The 25,808-nt window shown below is 60.6% G+C and carries 22 protein-coding genes; 12 read left to right on the top strand and 10 right to left on the bottom strand.

The window, feature by feature from the left end; all coding sequences use genetic code 11:
* Positions 1-422 precede the first annotated feature (422 nt).
* The gene (hpnH, locus tag ACSYTG_RS02395; protein ID WP_086647240.1) at positions 423-1,634 is read left to right on the top strand and encodes an adenosyl-hopene transferase HpnH; all 1,212 of its coding nucleotides are present in this window, start codon (positions 423-425) and stop codon (positions 1,632-1,634) included.
* A 255-nt stretch (positions 1,635-1,889) separates the two neighbouring features.
* On the top strand, positions 1,890-3,191 hold the full coding sequence (locus ACSYTG_RS02400; RefSeq protein WP_086647241.1) for a hemolysin family protein: 1,302 nt from the start codon (positions 1,890-1,892) through the stop codon (positions 3,189-3,191).
* A gap of 224 nt (positions 3,192-3,415) precedes the next feature.
* On the opposite strand, the gene ACSYTG_RS02405 is transcribed toward ACSYTG_RS02400, so the two are convergent.
* Positions 3,416-5,353, bottom strand: a complete 1,938-nt coding sequence (locus ACSYTG_RS02405; RefSeq protein ID WP_095350206.1) for a transglycosylase SLT domain-containing protein — start codon at positions 5,351-5,353, stop codon at positions 3,416-3,418.
* Positions 5,354-5,564: 211 nt separating this feature from the next.
* A complete protein-coding gene (locus ACSYTG_RS02410; RefSeq protein WP_194301277.1) occupies positions 5,565-6,410 on the bottom strand; it encodes a uracil-DNA glycosylase in 846 nt (281 codons plus the stop codon).
* Between the two features lie 183 nt (positions 6,411-6,593).
* Between ACSYTG_RS02410 and ACSYTG_RS02415 the strand changes: the two genes are divergently transcribed.
* The 3 genes from ACSYTG_RS02415 (at position 6,594) to ACSYTG_RS02425 (ending at position 11,363) form a co-directional block, all read left to right on the top strand.
* Positions 6,594-8,459 carry a tetratricopeptide repeat protein gene (locus ACSYTG_RS02415; protein WP_489783791.1) on the top strand — a complete coding sequence of 622 codons (1,866 nt, stop codon included), beginning with the start codon at positions 6,594-6,596 and terminating at the stop codon, positions 8,457-8,459.
* Entirely contained in the window at positions 8,456-9,361 is a 906-nt protein-coding gene (locus ACSYTG_RS02420; protein ID WP_489783790.1) for a 4-(cytidine 5'-diphospho)-2-C-methyl-D-erythritol kinase, read from the top strand. The genes ACSYTG_RS02415 and ACSYTG_RS02420 overlap by 4 nt, the downstream gene beginning before the upstream one ends.
* Before the next feature lie 121 nt (positions 9,362-9,482).
* Positions 9,483-11,363, top strand: a complete 1,881-nt coding sequence (locus tag ACSYTG_RS02425) for a Hint domain-containing protein (protein WP_489783789.1) — start codon at positions 9,483-9,485, stop codon at positions 11,361-11,363.
* Between the two features lie 113 nt (positions 11,364-11,476).
* Here ACSYTG_RS02425 and ACSYTG_RS02430 read toward each other — a convergent pair whose 3' ends face one another.
* From ACSYTG_RS02430 to ACSYTG_RS02445, 4 genes are all read right to left on the bottom strand, one after another.
* Positions 11,477-12,484, bottom strand: a complete 1,008-nt coding sequence (locus ACSYTG_RS02430) for an SDR family oxidoreductase (protein ID WP_415424569.1) — start codon at positions 12,482-12,484, stop codon at positions 11,477-11,479.
* Between the two features lie 151 nt (positions 12,485-12,635).
* A complete protein-coding gene (locus tag ACSYTG_RS02435; protein ID WP_489783788.1) occupies positions 12,636-13,214 on the bottom strand; it encodes a YqaA family protein in 579 nt (192 codons plus the stop codon).
* Between the two features lie 9 nt (positions 13,215-13,223).
* Entirely contained in the window at positions 13,224-13,433 is a 210-nt protein-coding gene (locus tag ACSYTG_RS02440; RefSeq protein WP_086647229.1) for a hypothetical protein, read from the bottom strand.
* 22 nt (positions 13,434-13,455) lie between these two features.
* Positions 13,456-14,919, bottom strand: coding sequence for an MATE family efflux transporter (locus tag ACSYTG_RS02445; RefSeq protein WP_489783787.1), 1,464 nt, complete (start codon positions 14,917-14,919; stop codon positions 13,456-13,458).
* Between the two features lie 241 nt (positions 14,920-15,160).
* Between ACSYTG_RS02445 and ACSYTG_RS02450 the strand changes: the two genes are divergently transcribed.
* The 3 genes from ACSYTG_RS02450 (at position 15,161) to ACSYTG_RS02460 (ending at position 17,157) form a co-directional block, all read left to right on the top strand.
* Entirely contained in the window at positions 15,161-15,340 is a 180-nt protein-coding gene (locus ACSYTG_RS02450; RefSeq protein ID WP_491706440.1) for a hypothetical protein, read from the top strand.
* 280 nt (positions 15,341-15,620) lie between these two features.
* Positions 15,621-16,553, top strand: coding sequence for a ribose-phosphate pyrophosphokinase (locus ACSYTG_RS02455; RefSeq protein ID WP_086647231.1), 933 nt, complete (start codon positions 15,621-15,623; stop codon positions 16,551-16,553).
* A gap of 7 nt (positions 16,554-16,560) precedes the next feature.
* Complete coding sequence (locus ACSYTG_RS02460) at positions 16,561-17,157, top strand: histidine phosphatase family protein (RefSeq protein ID WP_253527672.1); 597 nt, start codon at positions 16,561-16,563, stop codon at positions 17,155-17,157.
* Positions 17,158-17,296: 139 nt separating this feature from the next.
* Here ACSYTG_RS02460 and ACSYTG_RS02465 read toward each other — a convergent pair whose 3' ends face one another.
* Positions 17,297-17,695, bottom strand: a complete 399-nt coding sequence (locus tag ACSYTG_RS02465) for a hypothetical protein (protein ID WP_086647233.1) — start codon at positions 17,693-17,695, stop codon at positions 17,297-17,299.
* 201 nt (positions 17,696-17,896) lie between these two features.
* On the opposite strand from ACSYTG_RS02465, the gene ACSYTG_RS02470 reads away from it, so the two are divergent.
* On the top strand, positions 17,897-18,436 hold the full coding sequence (locus tag ACSYTG_RS02470; RefSeq protein ID WP_086647234.1) for a DUF1269 domain-containing protein: 540 nt from the start codon (positions 17,897-17,899) through the stop codon (positions 18,434-18,436).
* A gap of 201 nt (positions 18,437-18,637) precedes the next feature.
* Entirely contained in the window at positions 18,638-19,777 is a 1,140-nt protein-coding gene (locus tag ACSYTG_RS02475; protein ID WP_086647235.1) for an MFS transporter, read from the top strand.
* Between the two features lie 28 nt (positions 19,778-19,805).
* On the opposite strand, the gene ACSYTG_RS02480 is transcribed toward ACSYTG_RS02475, so the two are convergent.
* Complete coding sequence (locus tag ACSYTG_RS02480) at positions 19,806-22,100, bottom strand: TonB-dependent receptor (protein WP_095350216.1); 2,295 nt, start codon at positions 22,098-22,100, stop codon at positions 19,806-19,808.
* A 240-nt stretch (positions 22,101-22,340) separates the two neighbouring features.
* Entirely contained in the window at positions 22,341-23,114 is a 774-nt protein-coding gene (locus ACSYTG_RS02485) for an SDR family oxidoreductase (RefSeq protein WP_489783785.1), read from the bottom strand.
* 149 nt (positions 23,115-23,263) lie between these two features.
* Here ACSYTG_RS02485 and ACSYTG_RS02490 point away from each other — a divergent pair, with 149 nt between their 5' ends.
* Entirely contained in the window at positions 23,264-24,169 is a 906-nt protein-coding gene (locus tag ACSYTG_RS02490; protein ID WP_489783784.1) for a LysR family transcriptional regulator, read from the top strand.
* A gap of 31 nt (positions 24,170-24,200) precedes the next feature.
* On the opposite strand, the gene ACSYTG_RS02495 is transcribed toward ACSYTG_RS02490, so the two are convergent.
* A complete protein-coding gene (locus ACSYTG_RS02495; protein ID WP_086647243.1) occupies positions 24,201-24,698 on the bottom strand; it encodes a hypothetical protein in 498 nt (165 codons plus the stop codon).
* Positions 24,699-25,194: 496 nt separating this feature from the next.
* On the opposite strand from ACSYTG_RS02495, the gene ACSYTG_RS02500 reads away from it, so the two are divergent.
* Entirely contained in the window at positions 25,195-25,740 is a 546-nt protein-coding gene (locus tag ACSYTG_RS02500; protein WP_489783783.1) for a DUF4142 domain-containing protein, read from the top strand.
* Positions 25,741-25,808: the final 68 nt, after the last annotated feature.

Below are 25,808 nucleotides of genomic sequence, written 5' to 3' on the forward strand. Positions count from 1 at the left end.
TTCTTTTTAGCGGAAAACGGCACATAACTGCCTTTTTCAGGCAGGGTATGCTGCTCCCCGGCGTGCCTTACATCGCGTTAACATGCCGACAGACATCGCGAACCAATGGGGTTTGGTTTAATGTTTTGTGAAAGAACGCAAGCACGGAAACAAAACTCGCTGCTGGTTGTGTCTTTTTTGCAACAGGTAGCGAAAAAGACTTGAGCTTGACAAACGAGGCCACCTATATGCAGGCGAATACCTCATACACGCGTGGCTATACATGTTCCGCGCCTGTTGCTCCTTCTAACAGTCCACGGGTGGAGTAGCAGGCCAGGCAGGCAGCAGGTCCGGTCGCGCGCTTTATGGACATACTCAATACTGACTTGTCTTACTACCAGTCACGATACAGGCGTTAAGTGGATGCGCCAAAGCGGGGGTTTATGGCCGTACCGATAATGCAGGCCGTCAGGGTCGGCAGTTACGTTGTCAAACAGCATATTACGGGGCGCAAGCGCTATCCGCTGGTGCTCATGCTTGAGCCGCTTTTTCGCTGCAACCTGGCCTGTGCAGGCTGCGGAAAAATCGATTACCCAGCGGCTATTCTCAACCAGCGCATGACCGTGCAGGAATGTCTGGATGCGGATGCGGAAGCAGGCGCACCAGTTATTGCCGTAGCCGGCGGGGAACCGCTGCTGCACAAGGAAATGCCCGAAATCATCCGTGGGCTGATCGCGCGCAAGAAGTACGTCTACCTGTGCACGAACGCCCTGCTTCTTGAAAAGAAGATGGACGATTACGAACCATCCCCCTTCTTCTCGTGGGATGTGCATCTGGATGGCGACAAGACCATGCACGATGCCTCCGTCTGTCAGGACGGGGTGTACGAACGCGCGGTTGCCGCCATTAAAAAGGCCAAGGCGCGCGGTTTCCGCGTGTCCATCAACTGCACCGTGTTCGATGGGGCAGACCCCCAGCGTATGGCCAACTTCTTTGATGAAGTGATGGCCATGGGCGTGGACGGGATCATGACCGCACCGGGCTATGCCTACGAGCGTGCACCCGATCAGGCGCACTTCCTCAACCGGCAGAAAACCAAGCAGCTCTTCCGCGATGTGTTCCGTCTGGGCAAGGGCAAGAAGTGGCGGTTTACGCAGTCTCCGCTCTTCCTCAACTTCCTTGCCGGTAACGAGCAGTACCACTGCACGCCGTGGGGTAAGCCCCTGCGTAACGTGTTTGGCTGGCAGCGCCCGTGCTACCTGCTGGGTGAAGGCTACGCCAAGTCCTTCCGTGAGCTGATGGACGACACCAAGTGGGACGATTACGGCACCGGTAACTACGAAAAATGCGCCGACTGCATGGTGCATTCCGGTTATGAATCCACCGCTGTTATGGATGCCGTCCGCCGCCCCTGGCACATTGCCAAAGTCGCGCTGTTTGGCCCCGAAACCGAAAAGCCGATGGTGCCGGAAATCTCTCTGGCTAACCAGCGTCCGGCCCAGTACGTGTTTTCCAAGCAGGTGGAAGAGCAGATGGAAGCCATTGCGGCGCGCAAGCCCGCCAAGGCTCCCCGGGTTAAGGTCGTGCGTACCGAAGGTGCGAATGACGAGGCCCCCAAGGCTGCTGAACCTGCCGAAAGCAGTGCCGCAGACTGATTCGGCCCTGTGCGAATCGGTTAGGCGAGACAGAAAACGGCTCCTTCGGGAGCCGTTTTTTTGTGCCTGCCGTAAAAAGAATACCGATTTGGTCCGCTTTATCCGATGGGCAGGCATACACACGCTGCATGGACCTAGCCGGTAGGGAGGGTCGCATGTTCGGCGCTGGTCTCCCGCGGGATCATCCCTTATCGTGCGCGTGGGGCTTTTGTTGCGCAAAGCCCGCTACAGCATAAAGGCGTGTTGGTTTTACCCATGGCACTTTCCATTCTTGTTATTTTCTTTCTGGTTTTCCTCAACGCCGTGTTCGCCATGGGTGAACTCGCCCTTATTTCCGTGCGTAAGCCGCGTCTGGCACAGTTGCAGGAGAGCGGTATGCGCGGTGCAGACCGGGCCATGCGGCTGGCCGAGGACCCGCAGATCTTCTTGCCTACGGTGCAGGTGGGTATGACGCTTGTCTCCATTCTGGAAGGCACGTTTGGCGGTGTGCAGATCGAGGCGCACCTGACCCCCATTCTGGAACGCTTTGCCCTTCTCAAACCCTTTGCCCCGCAGCTTTCCATGGTTGTTGTGGTGGTTTTCATTACCGCCATCATGCTGGTGCTGGGGGAACTGGTGCCCAAGCAGCTTGCCCTGCGTGAGCCGGAAAAAATGGCTGCCCGTCTGGCCATGCCGCTGGAACTGCTGGCCAGGGTCACGGGCCCGGTAGTCATGCTGCTGCGGGCCTCCTCCAACATGGTTCTGCGGCTGATGGGGGCGAGTGATGCGGTCAACCAGAGCCTGACGGAAGAGGAACTCAAGGCCTACATAGCCGAAGGAGCGCGTCTGGGCGTGCTGGAGCACGAGGAGCGCAGCATGATCGAGCGGCTCCTGCGGCTGGCAGACCGGCCTGTACGGGCAATTATGACGCCCAGAAACGAACTGTGCTGGATAGACCGCCACGCCGGGCGTGAGGCACTGGTGCAGGTGCTCAAGCAGACCAGCTACGCCCGCATTGTGGTGTGCGAAGGGGGGGTGGATAACCCCGTGGGCGTTATTCTGGCCAAGGACATGCTGGACCGGGTGCTTGAGGGCATGCCTGTTTCCATTGAAGCGGGCATGCGGCCGATGGTGGTGGTGCCGGACAGCATTTCCGCGCTGGATATGCTGGAGCGTATGCGTAGCATCAGTCTGGGTATGGCCTTCGTGCTGGACGAATACGGGGCGTTTGAAGGGGTCGTGACCCCGGCAGACCTGTTTGACGCCATTGTGGGGGAAACCTCGCACGAGCAGCCCCAGTCCAGCCACCACGCGGCCAACGTGCCTGCGCCCGATGCTGTGATCAGCCTTGAAGGAACCGCCTCGGTGGACGAGATCAAGGATATGCTGGGCCTGCGCTCTTTGCCGGAGGAAGGCAGCTACCACACTCTGGGTGGCCTACTGCTGGCCCTGCTGCGGCGTGTGCCTGCGGCGGGGGATAAGGTGGCCTATGATGGCTGGCTGTTTGAGGTGCTGGAAGTGGAAGGCCGCCGTGTGGCCCGTGTGCGGGCCAGCCGTCAGGCACTGGCGGAGAACTGAGGAGAGGCCCGACCGGGCACACCTCCTCCCGTTCCCGGCCTGTGTGCCGGGCCGGTGTGGGGTGTGCCTGTATGGTGCCCGGCCTGTTCTGGCAGGGGAGATACAACAAAGGGGCGCTTGGCTTATGCCAGCGCCCCTTTGTTGTGCAAGCGAATGCTCAGGCCGGATTGTAAGGTGCCTACCCCACACTTCCCGAAGGGAAGGCCCCCTGAGCCTGCATTGATTTAATGCAAGGTGCTGGCCAGAGCGGTTTCATCCGCAAAGTCAGGCCATGTGCCGTGTGCCAGAGCACTCAGGGAAGGGGTGGGCAGCTTCATTTTTGCAGCATAGCGCCACAGATAGGTCAGGGTCCGGTGGACGTAGTTCCGGGTTTCCTGGTTGGGGAGCAGTTCCATAAACATGAGCGGATCATCCGAGGATGCCGCTAGATTCTCCCAGTGGGCCAGTGCATTGGGGCCTGCATTGTAACTGGCCAGCAGGCGGATGATGTCCCCGCCCCGTGCTTCGGTATGGTTGGCCTGCTGGGTCAGCTTGGCCAGATACTGCACGTAGCGCTGCCCGATTTCCAGATTAAGGCTGGGGTCATGCAGGGCAGAGGCCGAGCGCTCAAACCTGTGGTTGGGGTTGGAGGCAGAGGCACTGGTAACAAAATCGGCCGTTATGGGGCGGATCTGCATCAGCCCGTGGGCTCCTGCGCCGGATACGGCGCGGGCATCAAAGTTGGATTCCACACGGGCCAGCGCGTAAACAAGTGCCGGGTCCATGGTAAAGCCGTTGCGTGGGCGCAGTTGTGGCAGGGGCGCATCGTCCGTGCTTTGCGCGGAGGTTGCCTGGCTTTGCAGGGAATCCTCCATTTCGCGCGCAAGGTCATGCAGCCCCGCCGCCCCGGCTACCAGCTGGAAGGACCGGGCGAGGGTGACGTCATGCAGGTTGGGCCATGCGCGGCGCATGGCGTTTTCCGCTATTTCCGGCTCCCCGACCTGAAGCAGGGCAAATACGCGCCGGCCAACCTCGGTATTCCCCACGGCTTCTATGTCAATTTCGGTCAGAACCGGGGCGGAGGCCGTGCTCTGGCTGTTGGCGCCCGAGCTTTCCAGCGGAGCAAAGCTGGCAAGGCCGTGGCGTTCGCTCAGCTTGTGTGGGGTGCTTGCCGCACGCAGCATGGTGTTCGCCAGAAGCCCGTAGAATGTGCGGGGGAAGGTGGCGGCATGCTGGAGCCACAGGTGCTGGCTGTGCGGATTATTGGTTTTTTCGTGCGTCCGCGCGGCCCAGAAGGCGTTTGCGGCCCGCATTTCCGGCGTGGCGCGCGGTGCGTGGGAGGCACGTTCAAAAAACTGTCTGGCCTGCGCGTAGTCCTGCTTCTGCCACAGGGCCAGCCCGGCCACATAACCCGCCAGCGCATTGCGCCCGTGGGATACGGTGTTGGCTGTGCGGCTGATGTCCAGCGCCAGATCGGTTTCACCCGCGGCCAGCATGGCCTGTGCGGTTTCGGCCTGCAACTGGGCGGCATACGCAGGGGTCATGCCCGGCGTGATGCTGATCAGGTGCAGAGCGCTATGCACACCTTTAAGGCCCCATGTCGTGCGTTCACGCAAGGTGCGGTCCAGCATGGGGTTGCGGGTGAACTCCTGCAGCGGCCCTGCCGCAAGGGCGGCGTGTTCGGGGGCCAGATGCTCGGTGGAAGGGGCTGCGGGCATGGGCCCACCCCGTTCGGGCAGGGCGGCAAGCCGCGCCCATACTGCCGGAGCATCCGCGTAGGAGGTGTATTGCTTGAGCCAGTTGCGCAGCTCGGTCGCACTGGGGTGGTAGCTGGGGTTGAGGTAGCGGTTTGCCTCCACCTCACCCAGCAGCAGTGAGTCGGTCAGGTGGGTGGTGCTGTTGATCGCCTCGGCAAACGCACCCATGCGCTGGAGACGGAAAACGGCACGGATGTTGGTTGCTACATCCTGTGGCAGTGGTCTGGGTAGTACAAGATCATCGCCTTCCGGAAAAGCCCGGCGCGGCAGAACCATCGCCAGCTCTTCGCTGTGCGGTTCCGCCCCGTGGTCCGGGGAACTGGCATGGGCTCTCGTCGTGGTGACGGAAGCGCTGGCCAAAAGAGCGGCTCCAGCCAAAAAGGCTTTTGCCGCGATCTGATGAGGAATTTGACCTATCGCTCGCATGGCTGGCGGGGTCTAGGCTTTTTGCGCGCAAAAAGCAAGTTTACTCTGTGTAAACATTGGTTGGCATGTTGGAGAAACCATTGCGCGCTTTGGCGTAACGCAACGGTTGTTGCTTTTGGAGTTCTTTGTTTTTCAAAGGTATTTGGCGTTATTTCATGCTGTAATTCTTTGTGACGGGTGTGGGGATATTGCCACTATCCCTTTGGTTGCTTCATGGCGTGTCACGCAGTGTTTTCATCACCAGCATAAGCGTTTGCCATATCTCCCGCCGGGCCGTGGGGGAGGCACGGAGCTGGAGCGGGTGGCGCATGGCCAGAACCGGCACATCCCCCAGACCGGGCAGGGCCAGCGTGCCCCATTCGCGCCGTGCGGCGGGGGTGTCTTTGCCGAGCAGCATGGTTGCGGGCAGGCGGCCGCACAGCACAAGGCGGCGGGGGGCAAACAGGGTGATCGCACGGTGCAGGAAGGGCAGGCAGATGCGCTGCTCCGCATCCGATGGGGGGCGGCCGCCGGGGGGGCGCCACGGCAGGGCGGTGGCAAGGGTTAGCTGGCTGCGCTCCAGTGGCAGCGGGGCCAGCAATGTATCCAGCAAGGTGCCACACAGGCCGGCAAAAACATGGCCGCTCCGGTCCTCATCCGCATCAGGGGCTTCCCCGATCAGCATGAGCGGGGCGTTGGTCGGGCCGGAGGGCAGGAGTGTGTGCATGGCCGTGCCGCGCAGGGAGCATGCATCAAACTGCTCCATGGCAGTGCGCAGGGCATCCGGTGTGCTTGCCTGTGCGGCGGCCTGCTGGGCAAGGGCTATGGACTCGCCCAGACTGGTAATGCCGCCTTCACTCCCCGCCGCAGGGGTGGGGTTCTGCCGCAGGGTATGGGGCGCTACCATGGGTGGAGCCTGCACGGCTGGCGCGCTCTGGCGGGGTTTGCCGGGGTTGGGCAGGCGTGGCAGATGGTGCGCGCCGGCCCCGCTCAGGCGGTGGTCTGTGGCGGTGTCGGTTACGGCGGTATCCACCCCCCATTCGGTATAGAGGCGGAGGAGGGAGAGGGCATCGTGCATTATCCCACCCCTATCACAATCACGGGGTGGACCAGAATATGGAGCGGATGGTTTGGCGGTTTGGCATGAGCGCGGTAGAGACAAAGCCAGCCGTTCATGTCGTTCCTCATTTGCTATGCTGGCAGATGTGGGCCGCCAGCCGCGGCAACCCGGTGCTGCCGTCTCAGCCTGAATAGGGTTCTTATGCTGTTTTGTCGTCTTATGCCTACGGTTTTCCTGCTGTCTGCCACCATGCTGGTGTCGCCTGCGCTGGCGGCGGTGCCTGAGCCTGCACGTGTTTTACACCATAAAACCGGCCCCGCCGCCCAAGCCGGGCACGGGTATGTCGATTCGGAGGCTTACCTGCGCGGGATCGTGGCTGTGCGCCTGGGGGATGACCTTGAGGCAGCACAGGCCTTCCGCAAGGCATTGCAGGCGGACCCGGCGGATGCAGACCTGTTGCGGCAGGCTTTTGTACGCAGTGTCATGGTCGGTGCCCCTCAGGCGGTGGAACTGGCCCGGGTTGTGGATAAAACACCGCAGGACAGGAGTGTGATTTCCGCCCTTGTTCTGGGGGATGACGCAGCTATGCGCGGCGCATGGCCCGAGGCCGTGCAGTATTATCACCGTGCCGGGGCCGACCCCATGGCCCGCCTGATTGTGCCGCTGCTGCTGGCGTGGTGCCAGCAGGCGCAGGGCCACGCGGATGAGGCAATAGAAAACCTGCTCCATGTGCCCGGCTCCGGTCTTATGCCGTTTTATACCCTGCATGCCGCACTTATTGCGCAGGTGGCAGGCCAGTCCGACCGGGCGGGGGCGCTGTTTGTGCAGGCCCAGAAGGCCATGCCTGGCTACGACATGCTCCTGACCCGCTCCCACGCGGCGTGGCTATGGAACCATGGCCAGCAGGACAAGGCACGGGCCGTTATTCGTAAACTGGTGGCAACAGACTCCATTCTGGGGCTGGCAGGCCCCGCCCTGCAGGCGGAAATCGCCCATTACCCCGTGACATCCGCGCGGGAGGGAATCGCCCGTGCCTATGTGCTAACGGCCTTCCTGCTCCGCCAGCAGGCGCGGGAGCAGGCCCAGCAGGGAATGGAAGGGGAGGGCAGTGCGCTCAACCTGTTCCAGTTTAATGAGGCCGCCCGCCTGATGCTGGGCTTTGCGCTGGCCATGGACCCAACGCTGGCTGATGCTCGCCTGATGCTGGCAGAAATTCAGGACGACGAGCACCATTTTGCCGCCGCGCGCGAAACACTGGTGCGCGTTCCCCCGCAGGACCCGCTGGCCATGGTCGCGACCCTGCGCCTTGCGGTGCTGGAAACCACCAACGACCACCCGGCCGAGGCCATACCGCTCCTCCAGCATCTTGCCCAGCAGGTGCCGGGCCAGATTATTATAGAGCGCTCGCTGGGTAACGCCTTCAGCCAGACCAAGGACTGGAAGGCCGCCATAGCCGCCTATACCCGTGCAATTGATCTGGCCAACGTGCAGAAAAGCCCAGACTGGACGCTCCTGTTCCTGCGCGGCATGGCCTACCATGAAGCCGGGGACTGGGCCGCTGCCAAAAATGATACCCGCGCTGCGCTGGCCTATGCCCCGGATGAGCCGCTTTTACTCAATTTTCTGGGTTACGGCATGGTCGAACAGCATGAAGACCTAGCCGAAGCCGAACAGCTTTTGCGCAAGGCCCATGCGCTGGATGACCAGGACGCCGCCATAACAGACAGTCTGGGCTGGGTGCGCGTGGAGCAGGGTGATCTGGCGGGGGGGATTCCCCTGCTGGAAAAAGCCGCCGAGCAGACACCGGAAGACCCGGAGGTAAACTACCATCTGGGCGAGGCCTACTGGCGTATTGGCCGCAAGACCGAAGCCGTGGACCAGTGGAATGTGGCGCTGGGCTTACACCCCAGCCCGGCGGATGAAAGCCTTATACGGGCGGCCTTGCAAAAAGCGGGTGTTCCCCCCACACCTCCTGCCGGGGTGGGTAGCCCTGCGGCACAGCCGGCTCCGGCCGCGCAACCCGCCCCCGCACAACCTGTTCAGGAACAAGGAAAGCACACGCCGTGACCGTTGCAGCACTGGATGTCTCCACCTTTGCATTTACAGAGGCAGCCCCCGCCAAGGTGAACCTGTACCTGCACGTTACCGGCCGCCGGGCGGATGGCTACCACCTGCTGGACAGTCTGGTGGTGTTTGCCGGGGCGGGCGATGTGCTGCACTACCAGCCCGGCCCCGAACCACTGAGCCTGCATGTTACCGGCCGTTTTGGCCGTGTGCTGGATGCTGCCTCCACAGGGGCGGACAACCTTGTGCTTCGTGCGGCCCATGCCCTGCAGGGGCTGCGCGGGAGCCAGACCCGGTTGCCGGGCGGTACACTGGTGCTGGAAAAAAAGCTACCTGTGGCCTCTGGCATTGGCGGAGGTTCGGCCGATGCCGCTGCGGCCCTGCGCCTGCTGGACCGGGCATGGAACGTGCAGGCCAGCCGCGCAGACCTGCTGGCACTGGCCCAGACACTGGGGGCGGATGTGCCCGTCTGCCTGCTCAGCCAGACAATGCGGATGGAAGGAATAGGGGAAAACCTGACCCCCGCCGCCCACCTGCCCGAATGCGGGATGGTTCTGGTAAATTGCGGGCAGGCTGTTTCCACTCCCGAGGTGTTCCGCCGCCGGGATGGGGCTTTTCTGCCGCGCGCTCCCTTGCCCGATAACTGGGCCGATATTGCCGATGTGGTGGCTTTTCTCAAACAGCAGGGGAATAGTCTGGAAGAGGCCGCCTGTGCTGTCTGCCCCCCTGTTGCCCATGTTCTGGCGGATATTGGCGGGCAGGATGGCTGCCTTATGGCCCGTATGAGCGGGTCTGGCGCAACATGTTTTGGGCTGTTTGCCACACCGCAGGCGGCACGGCAGGCCGCAGACCGGCTGGAAGATGCACACTCCGCATGGTGGGTGTGGGGGGGCGGTCTGGTATAATGCGCTTGCAGAGTTAATTTATCGTCAACGCGTATAGCGTATAAAGATTCATTAACCATTTTTTATAATTCGGCCACTAAGCCTTTTCCCTCAGGGTATTTTACAGGGGAGGGGGGTGGCGATGGTGCATTATGTCAATACCAATGGCGTAAGCTGCGCAATTACGGACCATCAGGGTTTTCTGGGGGTGCGCGACGGCTACCATGTGGCCATGACCGCCCCCGATGGTACGCGCATTTATGCCGGTGTTATTCACCCTGCCATTTTTGGCGGACAGACCAACGGGAATGTCCTTTTAGGCACGCACGGGTCGTCCCGTGCCGTGCCAGCACCTGCGGGGGGCACCTATGTTGTGCCGCCGGGCGTGCACGCCACGTTTGGCATAGGCCCCGCTACCGGGCACGCTCCGTTGGGGAGTGCATTCTACATAGGTGGTAATGCCCTGCTGGGTGTGGCCCTTGGTGCGCCCGCTGGTTTGCGGGTGTATGTGGTGGGGGGGTACGCCATGTTTGCCCCCACGGAGCCCAATGCCACACTCGATGGTGTGGAACTGAACATTGCCTATGGGGGTGTGTTCTCCTGCGGGGCTGGGCTGGCCGACGTGCTGTGCGGGGCCACGGTGCGCTTTGGGGCCGGAGGCGGTACGGTGGTGATCCACGCGGATTACGCACCGTTTGACCTGTCTGGCACCGCAATCATGGATTACAACCCCGAACAGGCCATGATCGAGGTCCGCCATAGTGCTCAGCCAGTCGTGACCTGCCGCGTGAGCGCGGACCGCCATTGCCGGAGCATTGTCCTGTACGGTCAGGGGCAGGAGGAAGTCGGGCGTTTTACTGTGGAACTGGCCCAGGGTGCCGTGCTGGATGCCGGGGAATACCATGTGGCCGATACACGCTGCCCGCTGCGCATTACGGCGGAAAAAGGCCAGACCCGTACCCGAGCCTGCTTTATTGAGGGCACGGACATCCACACCGCAAATGCTCCCGCAGAGGTAGAGGCATTGCAGGCCGGCAGCCTTGTAGATGTGTGGAGCAAGGGCGGCATGACAACCCAGCGCTTGTTGTGGGTTGCCCGCGGGCATGTGCAGGTCCGCCCCGACTGCGCGGAGAAGGAGGCAGGCTACCCCATTCGCGTTTTACGCCATGCACTGGGGCAGAACCTGCCCGACCGGGACCTGCTGCTCACCCCCCAGCATACCGTTTTGCATAATGGGCGCTTTGTGCCCGTACGCCTGCTGGTGAATGGTGGCAGTATTTTTTATGATCACAGTATTACCAGCTATAATTACACCCTTATGCAAACAGAAACGCATGCTGTTCTTGTAGCCAATGGCGTACCCACAGAGTTTTATCTGGCGCAGGAGGCTGGGCAGGCAGAGGCATGGGCCGGTGGGGTTGTGCGTGTGGGCCGTGCGGCCCCCCATGTGTGGGAGAAGGAGGTTCTGCCGTCCCCGCAGGTGGAGCGGGCGGCATTGGCAGCCATGTTTGCCCAGTTACGCGCACGCGGCCCCAGCGTGCCGGGGTGCAGGCCGTTTGCGGCCGCACCGGAACTGAGCATGGACCCGGACCTGTTTTTGGTCACGGATCGGGGGCAGCGTATCAGGTTGCTGCGGCGTGAGGGAGACAGGTGCTTTTACATGCTGCCAGTCGGGGTGAAAAAGGTTTTCCTCACCTCGCGCACCACCCAGCCTTCGGCTGTTCATGGCGCTTATGGGGATGGCAGGCGTACTTTTGGGGTCAAAATAGGGGGCATAACCCTGTTTAGTGGTGGCCGGCATGTGCCCCAGATATGCCATTTGCGGGCGGAGGGCGCCGCATGGCCCGGCTGGCATGTTATGGAGGCCAACGCAATAAGCCGCTGGACAACAGGTTATGCCGAATTACCGCTCAAGGGGGTAAAGGAAGGGCTGATCGGGCTGCTGACCATTCAGGTCCATGCGGCGGGGCCATTTGTTGTGCCGCCTCTGGCCGGGGTGGGGGATGGCAGGTTGCGGGCCTGAACAAATGAGCTTTGCAGGGCGGAGTGGTTTTTTTATAACTCCGCTCCCCCTGCGCTTCCACGGCAGAGGTGGGGGCGCAGAGGGCGGGCTTTAACGGCCCTGATCGTGCGGGATCAGTCTTTACGGCACTGGCGGATGTGGTTGAATGCCGCACTCAGCCCCATGGCTGCGAGCGCACCAAACAGGCTGGCCCGCAGACCGGATGAGACAAAAATCGTAAACGGGCTGTTCAGCCTGCGGGCCTTGGCTTCAAACGGGCCTTCGGCGCCGTAAGCGCCGGGTACCGGGTTGTACAGGTCATCTGGCTGAATGCCCTCAGCCCAGTCATGGCTCATCTGGGCTTTGTAGCCGTGGCTGGCCAGCCGGGCCTCGCGGCAGCTGCGGCCAGCCAGACGCCAAAGGGCGGCAAAGCTGTTGGCCCAACCGATGGAAATGGAGCGGCTGGTGGTAAAGGCCGCGCGGCAGATGGCCTCTGCCGCAACTTCCGGTTCGTAAACCGGGCCAAAGGGTTTGAGCCGTTTGCCGGTCAGGTTGCGGGTCCAGCCATAATGCGGGGTGTTAATGGCAGGCAGGTCCACCATAACAATGCGGATATGGTCTGCATCATGCCGCAGTTCCGTGCGCAGGCTGTTGCAAAAGCCGCGCAGGGCCGCGCGGGAGCCGTTTTCTGCTGCCTGTAGGGGCAGGTCACGCAGTGTGGGGGCCAGATCAAGGTTGATAATTGCCCCCTGTCCCCTGCGCCGCATAACGTTCAGGGCTGCCAGTGTGCCGTTAACGCTACCAAGGTAGGTAACTTGCGTGGCCCGTGCGATGTCCTGTGCATTCAGGGCTGCAACCTGGCCAACAACCGTGGCCCCCGCGCAGTTGGCCCAGACAGAAATGGGGCCAAGTTCGCTTTCAACCCGGTTGGCGGCGTCCTGCACGGCCTGTGCGTCGGCCACGTCCACGCTGATGACAAGGGAGCGGACGGAATGCTGGGCCAGATTCTGTGCCGTGGCTTCCAGGCGTTCCTTGTCCCGCCCCAGCAGGGCGACATCAAACCCCGCGCGCCCCAGTGCGCGGGCTGCTGCACGGCCAATGCCCGAACCTGCTCCTGTAATGACCGCAATCTGAGTTGCCATGCCTGATGTGCCTCCCGCGTTGGTTCTGGTGGTGTGGATGGGGTGTTAAAAACTGGGTCTTTCTCCCTGCGCGAGCAGGGGGTGGAGCGCAAGGCGTGCCAGAGCGCGCCTGCCTTGTGCGCCACAGGGGCCATATGGCCCCGTTAAGGGGCTACAGGTAGCGCAGCGCCAAAAAGCCGCCAAGCAGGGCAAGGGCGAATACGCCCGTAACCAGCGGCAGGCGGGTTTCCAGAAAATCCTGAATGGTTGGGCCAAAGCGGCGCAGCAGGCCCGCCACCAGCGCAAAACGCGCGCCACGGGTTACAAGGCTCGCGCACATAAAGGGCAGAATGGCAAAATGCGCCATGCCGCTGGCAATGGTTACAAACTTGTAGGGGATGGGGGTCAGCCCCTTGAACAGAATGATCCATACCCCCCACTGGCGGAATTTTTCCTGCAAGGAGAGCAGTGTGTGTTCGGCATGGTAAAAATGCACAATGGGTTTTGCCAGCGTATCCAGCAGCAGCGCGCCAATCAGCCAGCCCAGCAGGCCACCGGCCACACTGGCCACGGTGCAGATGGCGGCGTACCGCCATGCCTTGTCCTTTTGTGACAGCACCATGGGGACAAGCAGCGTTTCCGGCGGGAGGGGGAAAAAGCTGGCTTCTGCAAAAGCCAGTGCCGCCAGCCATAAAGGCGCGTGGGGGCTGGCGGCATGCCGCAGAACGCGGGCGTAGAGTTTATCGAGCATTCAGGTCCGTTACAGTCGTTCTTGGCGCAGCACGGCTTCCGCCTTGCTGTGGATCAGGTCGTATTCCGCCTGTGTCAGGTTGCCCCGATGCAGCATTTCGCTCGCGCGGGCAAGGGCATCCCTTGCATGGGTGGCGTCTGGTATGGGGTAGCGGCGGCCGGGTAGGGCAAAGGCGCTATCGGGCAGGGCATTGCGTTCTTGCGTGGTCAACTTGGACATGTGCGTATTCCTGTTCCCTCGGTTAAAGGTCGGAGGCACTTTCCACTTCGTCCAGTTCCGCCATGGCGGCTTCTGCACTGGTGGTTGGCACGTCAGAAACTGGCGTGCTCCGCATATCCTGCGCCGGAGGGTGCGACGCGGGAGCCGATGTGAGTGTTTGCGTGACACGGAATGCAGTCAAGACCGCAAATGACCCAAACAGCACTGCACCCATGGCCTGCCCCACCTGTACCCCCTGCGGGCCATAATGCGCGCATAGCAGAACAAACGGAATGGTGCCCAGCGTTGCCCGCCCCCAGTTGAACGCGGTGGAATACAGGGGGAAGCCAAGGTTGTTGAATGCAGCATTGGCAACAAACAGCATGCCAACAAACAGGTAACTGCCAATGGTCCATGTGCAGAACAGGTGCAGAAGTGCCGCAGCATTCCCCTGTGCATTGTACATGGCAATAATTAGGTCCTGCGCAAAGTAGAGTGCAACCCAGGTCAGCCCTACGCTGAGCACAACCAGCTTGAGTGCGGCTGTCAGGGTCTGGCGCACACGGTCGGAGCGGCCCGCGCCCACATTCTGGCCCATGATCGGGCCGACCGAGCCAGTTAGCGCAAACACGAGCGAGAACAGCACCGGTACCATGCGCTCAATAGAGGCCTGCCCGGCCACGGCTTCCAGCCCAAAGCCGGACATGGCGCGCGTGACGTACACCCCCCCTGCGGGTGTTGCCAGATTGGTCAGGATAGCGGGGAGCGATATGCCAGCCACCCGGCGGGTGTCGGGCACAATGCGGCGCAGGCAGGGGCGGGCCAGCATGCTGTGCCGCAGGGCGCCACGCAGCCCGGCCCCGGCCACCACAATGCGGGAGAAGGTGGTGCTGATGGCAGCCCCCACAAGCCCTTCATGCAGCCCGAAAATAAACAGCGGGTCCAGCACGGCCGCCACCACGGCCCCCATAAGGGTAATATGCATGGAGCCTTTGGCATCCCCCACCACGCGCATAAGGGCCGAGCAGCCCATGCCAACGCAGATCAGGGGCAGGGCAACGCTGAGAATACGCAGGTAGGCTGTGGCTTCGGTCAGGGTTTGCCCTTGTGCGCCAAACAGGTGGAGGATGGGGGCGGCCTCCATGGCCGTGGCAAGGCCCAGAATCCCCGTGACCACGGTCATGACAATCATGGAAGAGGCGGCAAGGCAGCGGGCTTCCTCATGCCGTCCGGCACCGATCTCACGCGCTGTGGCGGCACTTATGCCAATGGTCAGGCCAATGGAAATGGCAATCTGTAGGCCAATAACAGCACTGGCAAAGCCAATGGCCGCGGTCATGGCGGTGTTGTTGAGGTGACTGATATACACCATGTTGAGCATATCAACCGCAAACACGGCCATAAGCCCGATGGCCCCCGTTCCGGCCATGACCAGCACGTGCCGCATGATGCTGCCTGTTGTAAAACAGGCTTTATGGCGGCTGCCGGGCGGGGGTGGCCGGGTCATGCTGGCTCCGTTGGGGCTTGCTCGTTGCGTATGGGCACGCTCGGGCGGACATTACAGCCGGGCAGTATGTCACGTCCGGGCGGCGCTGCGAATAACCTGTTGGTGGATTAAACCGCATGGCTCGGCTGATTTATGGCGTAGGGGCGTGAATCCCGTGCGGCCATGCCGGGCGGGGGATGTGCCCATGCGTGCCCGGCCCGGCAGTGATAGGCCCGTGAGTTGTGCAGGATTCTTATGCGTAATGCGCATGGTAGGCATGCAATTGCCGCTAAGGGGGTATGCCATGCTGGCAAGGGGCCTGTGGCTGCCTGCCGGGGGTATTCTGGGGCGTGACTATCCGCGCGGAAGAGGGGGGAATGCGGCGTATGTGGCGGTAAACAGCCATTGGCGGGGTGTTGTGCACCAGACTGGCAAGGGCTGAACCTGCCAGGCGGTGCTGCCCGTGCGGGCAGTTTGCCCGGAACACAGGCCCGTACCCGGCCCGACCGCAACGCTCCCACTTAGAGAAAAGGGCGGATTTGCGCAAGTTAAGGATCATGGACAGGGCGGAGATGCGCGGCTTTTAGGCCACGCCTGCACCCCGGACGCATCAGGCAGGCCGAAGGGTGGATGACAATGGGGCGCGCGGTTGCTAAACCCCCCCTCGCTGCAGTCTTCCTTCCTAATTCGTGTAACAGCTGAGGCCGGGAACCGTCCTTGTCATGAAAATCGTCGCCTGTAATAGCAACCTGCCACTGGCCCAGGCCGTTGCAGCAGAGCTGAACCTGCCCCTGTGTAACGTAACCGTGCGCCGCTTTGCGGACATGGAAGTGTTTGTTGAAATTCATGAAAACGTGCGCGGTGAGGATGTTTTTGTCATCCAGAGCACCTGCACGCCCACGAATGACAACCTGATGGAACTGCTGATCATGCTGGACGCCCTGCGTCGCGGGTCGGCCAAACGTATTACGGCAGTTATTCCGTATTTCGGGTATGCCCGTCAGGACCGCAAATCCGGCCCCCGTACGCCTATCAGCGCCAAGCTGGTTGCCAACCTGCTGGTGGAAGCAGGGGCCAGCCGTGTGCTGACACTGGACCTGCACGCTATGCAGATTCAGGGCTTTTTTGATATTCCGGTGGACAATCTGTACGCAGCCCCCCTGTTTGTGCGCGACATCCGCGCCCAGTACGGTGACCGCGACCTTATGATTGTCTCCCCCGATGTGGGTGGGGTGGTGCGCGCGCGCCAGCTTGCCCAGCGCCTGAACACCGATCTGGCCATTATTGACAAGCGGCGTGAGCGCGCAGGCGTGTCTGAGGTCATGAACGTGATTGGCGACGTCAAAGGACGTCACTGCCTGCTGGTGGATGATATTGTGGATAGCGGTGGGTCACTGTGCAACGCAGCCCGCGCCATTGCCCAGCAGGGTGCGGCATCGGTTGGTGCATATGTTACCCACGGTGTGCTCACCGGGCAGGCCGTGCCCCGTATTGCCGAGTCCCCGATTGAAATGCTGACCCTGACAGACAGTATTCAGGCAACAGCGCCGGTCATGGCGGCCAGCAATATCCGCCAGATCACCATTTCCGGCCTGCTGGCGCGCGCCATGCGTGCCGTATCGGACGAAAGCTCCGTATCGTCCCTGTTTGACTGAAGGTGCCATGACCGTGCTTCTCCCCCGTCCATACTGGTATCTGCGGCACGGTCAGACGGACTGGAACAGGGCCGGTCTTTCTCAGGGGCGTACGGATGTGCCGCTGAACGAGACCGGGATTGATCAGGCGGTGGAGGCTGGCAGGCTGATCGAGCAGGCCATACGCGCACAAGGGGCGGGAGCCATTACACGTATTGTGTGTTCCCCCCTCGAACGTGCCCACCGCACGGCCCAGATTGTGCGGGATGAACTGGTCGCCTACGGCCTGCCGCAACTTCCCCTGAGCGTGGATGAGGATCTGGCCGAGGTCTGCTTTGGCGAGCAGGAAGGCCAGCCGATTGCCGACTGGTACGATGACTGGATCGCCGAGCAGTACACCCCACCGGGGGCTGAACCGTTTGCCGAGCTTAAAAGCAGGGCTGCCCGTGCGCTTAACCGCGCCACGGCAGCAGATGGGTTACCTCTGGTGGTGGCCCACGGGGCGCTGTTCCGGGCCTTGCGCGCGGTTATGGCCCTGCCAGCCAATGTACGCCTGCCCAACGCCATTCCGCTCAGTGCAGTGCATGATGCACAGACCGGCTGGAATCTGAGCGAACTCCCCTGATATTACGCCTCTGACCAGAAGGTTTTTTGCACCTGCTAACTGCGCTGGGCCAGCGTGCCCGCCCGGTGCGGTACAGTAGAGCCGTGCCTGATGTGGGGGCATCGTATGCCTGCCACATCAGGTCAGGCGGGTTGGCGGCTCATTCCCGAACCGTGGGCGGCTGCGGGAAAAGGGACGGGTCATGGATGGCCCGCAGCCTGACGCATTGCGGCAGCATCTTGCGGATCATCTTCATGGTTGCCAGGTCGGAAAGGCCTGTCTGTTCAGAAAACCAGTCCAGTTCTTCTTGCAAAAAGAATCCCCGCACTTCTGCCTCGGTTGCGGGTGGGCTGTGTGGCGCGCTCTGCCAGCGGCGTATGGTGCTGATCATGCCCATGGCCTGTGCGCGTTTTTCCAGCTTACTGGGCAGGTCGGGCCGGGGGACGGGGCCGAGCACTTCGTTCAGTGCGGTCATCAGGCCCGATTTGTCGCCCGTGGCGCCGGTAATAAAATCCCCTACATGCGTGATGGCATTGGAGACGGTGTTAAGGAATGTCATGGTAGCCCCCTGTTGTTAAAAAAGGAGATACAGGTGCAACGGACCGCAGGGCGGTGGAGTTGCAGGGCGGAATATTAAATAAAAAACATCTGGCAGCCCTGTGCGCAGCACTCTGGCAAAGACCTTGCCTGCCCCCTACATTACGTAGGGTTCACGTGGTTGCCCCTTTTTGGGGGAAAGCCGCAAAAGCAAGGAAATACCATGTCTGATCTGATCGTGCTGGGCTTTGACCATATTGATGACGCCGCCAAGGTGCTGAGCGAATGCCACACCTTGCAGAAGGAATACCTGCTGGACCTGGAAGATGCCGTTGTGGTCACGCGGGATGCCACCGGCAAGCCGCGTTTGCACCAGAGCGTTAATCTGGAAAAAGCGGGTGCATCCTGGGGACTGTTCTCTGGCGGGTTCTGGGGTGCGGTGGTCGGGCTTTTGTGCCTTAACCCGCTGGCAGGCTTTGTTATTGGCAGTGCCGTTGGGGCCGGTGCAGGCGCTCTGGCAGGCAAGATGTCCGATTACGGGATTGATGACGGGTTTATTACCAAACTGAGCGACACCATTCCCCCCAACACCTCTGCCCTGTTTGTGCTGGTGCGCAAATCCCAGCCGGATAAGGTTCTGGCCGATCTGCAACAGTTCAAGGGCCATGCCCGTATTTTGCAGACGTCCCTCTCCCCCGAAGCAGAAGCACGGCTCAAGGCGGCTCTGGGCGATGCCTCAGCCCCCGCTCAGCCTGTGGCCTGAACTCCAGCGTTTTAATGCGGTGCATGCAGGGGGTGGCGGGCATATGCCCGCCACCCCCTGTTTTTATGGGTAGGTGTATCGGGCGTGCCGTGTCTGAGTAGAGCGTGCCTGCCCTTACGGTTTTCTGCGTGGTTGTGCAGGCGGGGCTGGCATAGTAGGGGCACGTCTGCCTTCTTTTCCATTCTGTCGGGTTATGCTGCCATGGTACGTCTTGTCATGCTCTCGGTCGGGGCGTTCATATGGCTTGTGACCGAGGTCATGCCCATTGGGTTGCTGACCGATATTGCACAGGGGCTGCATGTATCCCCCGCTCAGGTTGGGCTGCTGGTTACAGGCTATGCTTGGCTGGTGGCGTTAACGGCCATTCCGCTAACATTGCTGACTTCAGGCGTGGACCGGCGGGTACTTGTGGCCAGCCTGCTGCTGCTGGCTGGCGGGGTGGATATAGCCTGCGCCTTTGTCACCAATTATGCGCTCATGGCCGTGCTACGCATTATGCTGGCATTGGGGCATGGTATTTTCTGGTCAGTTATTGCGGGGGTTGCGGTCCGTCTGGCGCCGGACATACCTGTGGCACGGGCCACGGGCTGGGCTTTTACAGGGGTCGCGGTGGGGTTTGCCGGGGGTATTCCCCTTGTGTCCGCCATTGGGCAATGGCTGGGCTGGCGCGCGGCTTTTTTAACCTGTGGTGCAGGGGCTCTGGCGGTGTTTGCTGCAGCTCTGGTGCTGTTGCCCGCCATGCCGGCCCAGCGGCGGCGGCTGGACCTGCTGCGCCTGCTCCGCCAGCCTGTGTTCGTTTATATTGCGGTGCTGACAATGCTGGTGATTATCGCGCATTTTACGGCTTACACGTATATCATCCCGCTCCTGCAAACCATTCCGCATAGTCCTGAACGGCTTATTCCCGTTCTGCTGCTGGTGTATGGCGTTGCGGGGGTTGGCGGCAACTGGGTGGGGGGGCGGCTACCCTGTTCTGCCGGACGGCTGATTGGTGTGGCAACGGCGGCCCTTGTAGCCAGCCACGGCATTATGGTGGCGGCAGGCTGGTGGCCCGGTCTGGTCTGGGTGGATATGGTCGTGTGGGGGATTGTTGGCGCGGTTATGAACATGGCCCCCCAGAGTTACGCCATGGAACTGGCCCCGGATGAGCGCGAGGCCGCATGCTCCTTTAGCGTGACCGGCTTTAATGCCGGTATTGGCGGGGGTGCTTTGTGCGGCGGGGTGGTGCTGGGTGCCGCCGGCCCTTACGCGGTGCTGGCATGGAGTGCGGGTATTGCTCTGCTTGCCCTGCTGGTGCTGTGGGCCGGACGGTTTGTGGTGAGTGGCAGAAAACAGGGCTGAACGGGGTGTGCCCATTCAGCCCCGGTTGTTAAAACCCTTGGGATATACCGCACAGTATGGTCCTGCGCAGGCCGTATTGGGGTGCGGTAACACCAATGCCCGAACCATCACGCAGCATGTAGGTGTGGTCTCCCAGATTGATCACATCCAGCCTTAGCTGCGTATCCCCCTGCCATGCCGAACCAAAGGTGTTGTGAATGGTCTGCACGGCAGAAAAATTAACGGTAGCATAAGGTGTTAATGCAAGCCCGTTGGGGATGCCGTTTGCATCATCATCCGCGCGCAGGCCACTGCCATAGACCAGCGTGGCAGACAGGCGCAGCGGAGCACGGGTTTTGTGGAAGAATGTGTATGCTGCTCCAGCAGATGCGGTCCAGCGCTGGTCATGGTCCAGATGGACCCAGCGGCTGCTGATGTAGTCCAGTTCGCCCTGGTCAAAATTGAACTGCGCACTGGTAATTTTTTTACCAATGGCGCGTGACCATGCAAAATTACCGTAAAGGGAGAGTGGGCCGCGGTCGTAGGAGGTGCTGACTTCGTACCCGTTTACCTGCCCATGGCGGTAGTTAAAGCCGCTCAGAATAATGGGGGCGCCAAACTGGCCCTCATCAATCAGGTTCTTGGCCAGTTTGTAATAGGCGTCAAAGGCAATATGCCAGCCGGGCAGAATGGTCTGGTCAAACCCTGCATCAAAATAATGGTCGCGCTCGGCACGCACTTTGCTGTTTGTAAGCGAATTGGGCGCGCCACTGGTGCCGTACAGATGGGTAAGCGATGCCCCGCTTACAATTTCAAACGGTGGGGGGGTAAAATAGCGCGAGTAGCCTGCGTGCAGGGTGCCGTTTTTCCATGGTTTCCACACAAGGTTTACACGCGGGCTAAACTGGTGTTCGGCTGTGTATTCGCTCACGCCATCAAAACGCAGGCCGTAATTGATGGTCAGGTTACGCAAGGGGCGCCATTCGTCCTGCGCGTACACGCCATAAACCATGCCGGTTTTGCCGCTGCTGTCATACACATTAAAGGGGTTGGGGCCGTATGTGGGCGGGGTGCTGCCAACATTGGTCTGTGGGAAAACGGTTGATGTGGTGCTCGAAACATTGCGTTCCACAAAAACCTGAAACCCGAAGCGCACAGTATGGTCGCGCGCTGCGCGCCAGGTTACGTCGTGCTGGGTGCCGGTGGAAAAGACCGAGCGCGCGGCCCGCTGGGCATTGCCAAGGTAGAGCAGGTCCCCCGTGGGGTCGGGGGAGTAGCGCAGGGAGCTGTAGCGGGTAAAAACGGAATCCTGTAGGCTAAAAGCCCCGATTTCCTTTTGCAGGGCCAGCACGGCAAAGTCGGTAATCTGCTTTTGGTGTTCGTTCAGGCTATCGCTGTTGGTAGTGGCCCCTGCGGGAGGCGTGTAGTTTTGGCTCCAGCTATCGGGGGTTAGGCCGGGGTTGTTAGGGAGCTGGTATTCCGCGTTGGAAATGCCTGCAATCAGGCTGATCCGCGTATCTTCATCCACAGTATAACGGGCATGGCCCAAAAAGTGGTACTGGTTGCTCAGGTCATGCGGGGCATTAAATGAGCTTGTGGTGTTTTCTATGCCCACGCGGTCATGCACAAAGTCCGCCGTGGCAAAAAAATCCCACTTTCCTTTGTGAAAACCATATTGCAGGGAAGGGAAGAAGTAATCCCGCGCCCCACCGTAAATGGACAGGTTCCCCCCTGCATTGGTCGTGCCATTTTTGGTGGTAATATCCACCACGGCCGCCTGCAGGAAGCCAAACTGGCTGGGCAGCGCGCCTGTGGTCAGGGACATGTTATCGGCAAAGCGGGTCATCAGTGCCTGCCCGAATACGCTCAGCCCTTCGGGTAGCTGCACGCCATCAAGGCGGAACTGCACTTCGTTATGGTCCCCGCGCACATGGATCTGGCCGTAACTGTCCTGCGCAACCCCCGGAGCTTGCAAAAGAACCTGATTAAGCGGGGCATTATCCCCACCGGGAATATTCTCCAGCGCCTGACGGCTGAAATGGTACACGCTGGCCCCCGTGGTGGGCGACAGCTCGGAGCGGGCACGGTCCAGATGTGCGGTTACAATAACCTGCTCCGCCTCATGCGTGGTGGAGTGGGGGATAACCTGCACGGTTTCCGCCCCTTTGCGCACGGGCTTTTTGGCCGTGGCTGGTGTGCCAGTGCCTGCAAGTGTGCCTGTGGTTGTCGTGGCTGTGACCTGCGTGGTGGTCGTGGCCGTCTGGGCTGCTGCTGCATGGCCTGTTGCCAGCAGGCTGCTCAAAAAAGAAGAGCAGAGGAGAAGACCAGATGGTCGGTAGGTCATAATTACATGCCGCCTGAATTGGAGTGAGCCAAGGGCCGCATAGCTATTAGTTATAATATAACATAACAATCAAATTATGCGCCGCACCGCAAACAGGACCAACCTCTGTTGCATTTGTGCAACGCATGGCAGACCCACCTCAAACAGTGCCCTATACAGCACCATGCCATACAAAAACGCCTCTCCCCCACAAGGTGGCGGGGGAGAGGCGTTTGAAAAAACTCGCTTATTATAAAAAGGTTATTTGGTTGTGTAACCACCGTTGACCAGAATGGTCTGCCCTGTCATCCACCAGCCATCGGACACCATAAAGCGTACATGGGGCACAATATCTTCCACCTCTGTCAGCCCTGTCTGACTGAAGGGGGAAAGTGCTGCGGCACTCTTGTGGTAGGCAACGGCCTCTGGTTCCTCCTGCCCGTAAAAAAATGGGGTATCCATGGGGCCAGGCCCAATGGCGTTGACCGAAATACCGCGTGCTCCCAGCTCCTTGGAGGCTGCGCGGGTAAAGTGCTCCACGGCTGCCTTCGCACCTGCATAGGTGCTGTAGAACGGGGTGTAAGCACCAAGCAGGGAGGTCACAATACTGAGCAGTTTGCCGTTGTCGTTCAGGTGTTTGCCGGCTTCGCGGATAAACTGGAACGCCACCTTTGTGTTAATGGCGAACATGGCATCGTATTCTTCATCCGTTGTGTCGGCTATGGGCTTTTTGAGCACTTTGCCCACGGTGTTGATCGCTATATCCAGACCACCCGTCATCTGCTGGGTTTTTTCAAACAGATCCGCCATGGCTCCGGGCTGGGTCAGGTCCGCCTGAATAACAAAGGCTTTTGCGCCAACATTGCGCACGGCTTGCGCTGTGGCCTTGGCATCTGCCTCGGTTGCGGAGCTGTTGTAGTGAATGACAACCGTTTGGGCGCCATGCCTTGCCAGATCACGGGCCACCATTCCGCCAAGGTTTTTGGCCCCACCTGTGATCAGAACGGTTTTGCCGGTTATGCTGTGTGTGGTCATGTCTGTGCTGCCTTAGCTGGTGCAAACAGGCGCTGGCCCGTTTTTTCTGTCCGGGCACAGTATCATTTGTAAATTACCAATAAAGCGGCGGAATATGATAAGACCTGTCAGCTTTTACGAATAATCAGGGTGGGGCAGGGGGCAGGCCAATGGACCGTATAGATCAGTGCCGCATATTTGCGCGCGTGGTGGAAACGGGCAGTTTTACCCGTGCGGCAGAAACATTGGGCCAGCCACGCTCCACCGTATCGACCGCCGTGCAGGCACTGGAAGCACGCGTGGGGGCGCGGTTGCTGGCGCGTACCACCCGCTCCGTAACCCCCACCCCAGACGGACGCGCGTTTTACGAACACTGCGTAAGGCTTGTGGCGGATATGGACGAGGCGGAGGACCTGTTCCGCCGCGAGCGCGGGCACGTGCGTGGGGTGCTGCGGGTTAACCTGCCTGCGCGTATTGGCCGCCTGATTGTTGCCCCAGCACTGCCGGAGTTTGTCGCGGCCCATCCAGATATTCAGCTTGAACTGGGGGTAACGGACAGGCCGGTAAACCTGACGGAGGAAGGGCTGGACTGTGTGCTAAGGGTAGGCACATTGCATGATTCAGGACTGATCGCGCGGCGCATGGGGCGTATGAGCCTGCTCAATGTTGCCAGCCCCGCCTACCTTGCCCGCCACGGCATACCCCAGGCCCCGGCTGATCTGGCGCGCGATGGGCATGTTGCCGTGCGTTACATGTCCCCCGCCAATGGGCGGGTGGAGGCATGGGAGTGGGAGGAAAACGGAGCCCTCCACACGCTGGACCTGCCCGGCCCCGTAACCGTGAACAGTGCGGAAACCCAGATTGCCTGCTGCCTGGCCGGGCTGGGGCTTATTCAGGTGCCGCAATATGATGTAAAGCCTCTGGTGCAGAGCGGGGAATTATGTGCGGTGTTGCCGCACTGGTGCGCGCCCGCCATGCCGGTAAACCTGCTTTACCCCCACAGGCGGCACCTTTCCTCCCGCGTGCAGGCTTTTGCCGGGTGGATGGAAGGGCTTTTGGCCCAGCATCTGGTCTGACCCGCCATAGCGGCGGGCCATTACGCAGGGTTCAGGGCAGGCGGGGGATAATAACCGGATTTTTGGAGTTGGGGTCCGGGTTAAGTTCAACCGTACCCGACTGGGAGGAGTAGGTGGACCCGGCGGACTGGTTGGGGCCCTTGGGCTCATGGAAGGCAGAAACAGGGCCAAACAGCAGGCTGCCTGTGTTTTTGTTCATTGTGCCTTCCGGCTGGCGGGAGCAGCCGCGGGTAATAATGGAGCAGATCCCGTCCGAGCCAATCAGCTCATCATTATTGCCGGTGTAATGCACATCCGCCACCCGGTCATGGTCTAGCCGGATCACGGCGGAGCAGGTGGTGCCACCCCCACCCCCAAGCTGGTTGATGGTGGTGACAATGTCCCCCACCGGAATAAGCGTGGAGCCCCCATAGCTGGGCTGGGGCTGTGTGCCGTTATAGATAAAAATCTGTGTTGTATCGTTTAACTGCTTTGTGGCGGAGGGTAGGCCCGCGCAGGCTTGCAGGTCGTATGATGTCATGCCGATCATGGTAACTTGCGCCTTATGCGCGGCACGCGAGTCAAAGTAACCGCACCCGCTCAACCCCAGACAGAGGGAGGACAGGGCAAGGGTGTTTAAAAGACGACAGTTCATATAAAGGCATATCCCAATAGCCAGACTTGGCGCATGCCCCCGCATGGCACACATTCCGCGCCCAGCCTACTGTGTTCTGTGCGCGCGATGCAAGGCGCAAACAAAGTGTAAAATAAAACCGTGCCAGTAAAATATGCTGTGTCCGCTATTATAGATCGGGCACCGGGCAGTCCTGCCCTATGGGGGCGGTCGCTATAAATGCGTCCGCCGCAGTCTTGCCATCCGTGTTATATGCTTTCATCATAAGGGGTGTGGTCACTGGGTGTGGCATCTGTTGTGGATATAAAAATCACAAGTGACGTCTGCCCGTTTGCTTATTGCAAACATTGTTTTCAATATTGGGTGTGCTTGCCGCCTCACCTCTGGCCCCTGTAAGGGAGAACTGCCGGTTATGTTGTTTTTGTTCCGCCATAAGGCGGCTGCGCTCTCCCCTTTCATGCTGTTGCTGCTGGGGGCGTGCGCCTATGTTACGCCCTCCCAGCCTGCGGCTCCGCCCTTGCCTGCTCTGGCAAAGCCTGCTCCGTTCAGTGCAGCGGATGCGGTTTTTGTGCAAAAGCTCAACACCATGGACCTTGCCCAGATTGGCATGGCCAACATAGCCAGAACCCATGCCGCCCGGAACGATATTGCCCTTGTGGGGGAGACGATCTCCAAGGACATAGGCGCGCTGCAAGCCCGGCTGGCCAAGGTGGCTGCGGCCCATGCCCTGACCCTGCCTGCCCAGCCATCTGGCCCCGAACAAAAACAGATCGAACGCCTGCAACGCTGGCAGGGTGCTGCGTTTGACAGGCATTACATCCGCTCCTTTACGGCTACACATGCCAAAATTAAGCCTGTGCTTGCCAGCCAGATTGCCACCTCCAAAAACCCCGATCTGGTCGCAATCGCGCGGGATGTGCAGACCCGGCTGGCGGATTATCAGGCCGTCATGCGCTAGGGGCCTGCCTGCACGGGAAAGGTGCATGCAGTCTTTTATGAGGCTGTGAGTTGATAATGGCTTGCACA

The organism is Acetobacter sp. ESL1128 (genome assembly GCF_058505085.1).

Bases quoted from the DNA above. Each gene is read 5' to 3' on its own strand.
- ACSYTG_RS02470 (WP_086647234.1), top strand. From the start codon at position 17,897: ATGTCTGATCTGATCGTGCTGGGCTTTGACCATATTGATGACGCCGCC.
- ACSYTG_RS02495 (WP_086647243.1), bottom strand. From the start codon at position 24,698: ATGATCGGCATGACATCATACGACCTGCAAGCCTGCGCGGGCCTACCC.
- ACSYTG_RS02400 (WP_086647241.1), top strand. From the start codon at position 1,890: ATGGCACTTTCCATTCTTGTTATTTTCTTTCTGGTTTTCCTCAACGCC.
- ACSYTG_RS02500 (WP_489783783.1), top strand. From the start codon at position 25,195: ATGTTGTTTTTGTTCCGCCATAAGGCGGCTGCGCTCTCCCCTTTCATG.
- ACSYTG_RS02490 (WP_489783784.1), top strand. From the start codon at position 23,264: ATGGACCGTATAGATCAGTGCCGCATATTTGCGCGCGTGGTGGAAACG.
- ACSYTG_RS02460 (WP_253527672.1), top strand. From the start codon at position 16,561: ATGACCGTGCTTCTCCCCCGTCCATACTGGTATCTGCGGCACGGTCAG.
- ACSYTG_RS02485 (WP_489783785.1), bottom strand. From the start codon at position 23,114: ATGACCACACACAGCATAACCGGCAAAACCGTTCTGATCACAGGTGGG.
- ACSYTG_RS02415 (WP_489783791.1), top strand. From the start codon at position 6,594: ATGCTGTTTTGTCGTCTTATGCCTACGGTTTTCCTGCTGTCTGCCACC.
- ACSYTG_RS02410 (WP_194301277.1), bottom strand. From the start codon at position 6,410: ATGCACGATGCCCTCTCCCTCCTCCGCCTCTATACCGAATGGGGGGTG.
- ACSYTG_RS02445 (WP_489783787.1), bottom strand. From the start codon at position 14,919: ATGACCCGGCCACCCCCGCCCGGCAGCCGCCATAAAGCCTGTTTTACA.
- ACSYTG_RS02480 (WP_095350216.1), bottom strand. From the start codon at position 22,100: ATGACCTACCGACCATCTGGTCTTCTCCTCTGCTCTTCTTTTTTGAGC.
- ACSYTG_RS02450 (WP_491706440.1), top strand. From the start codon at position 15,161: ATGCGCATGGTAGGCATGCAATTGCCGCTAAGGGGGTATGCCATGCTG.
- ACSYTG_RS02465 (WP_086647233.1), bottom strand. From the start codon at position 17,695: ATGACATTCCTTAACACCGTCTCCAATGCCATCACGCATGTAGGGGAT.
- ACSYTG_RS02455 (WP_086647231.1), top strand. From the start codon at position 15,621: ATGAAAATCGTCGCCTGTAATAGCAACCTGCCACTGGCCCAGGCCGTT.
- ACSYTG_RS02440 (WP_086647229.1), bottom strand. From the start codon at position 13,433: ATGTCCAAGTTGACCACGCAAGAACGCAATGCCCTGCCCGATAGCGCC.
- ACSYTG_RS02435 (WP_489783788.1), bottom strand. From the start codon at position 13,214: ATGCTCGATAAACTCTACGCCCGCGTTCTGCGGCATGCCGCCAGCCCC.
- hpnH (WP_086647240.1), top strand. From the start codon at position 423: ATGGCCGTACCGATAATGCAGGCCGTCAGGGTCGGCAGTTACGTTGTC.
- ACSYTG_RS02425 (WP_489783789.1), top strand. From the start codon at position 9,483: ATGGTGCATTATGTCAATACCAATGGCGTAAGCTGCGCAATTACGGAC.
- ACSYTG_RS02475 (WP_086647235.1), top strand. From the start codon at position 18,638: ATGGTACGTCTTGTCATGCTCTCGGTCGGGGCGTTCATATGGCTTGTG.
- ACSYTG_RS02405 (WP_095350206.1), bottom strand. From the start codon at position 5,353: ATGCGAGCGATAGGTCAAATTCCTCATCAGATCGCGGCAAAAGCCTTT.
- ACSYTG_RS02430 (WP_415424569.1), bottom strand. From the start codon at position 12,484: ATGGCAACTCAGATTGCGGTCATTACAGGAGCAGGTTCGGGCATTGGC.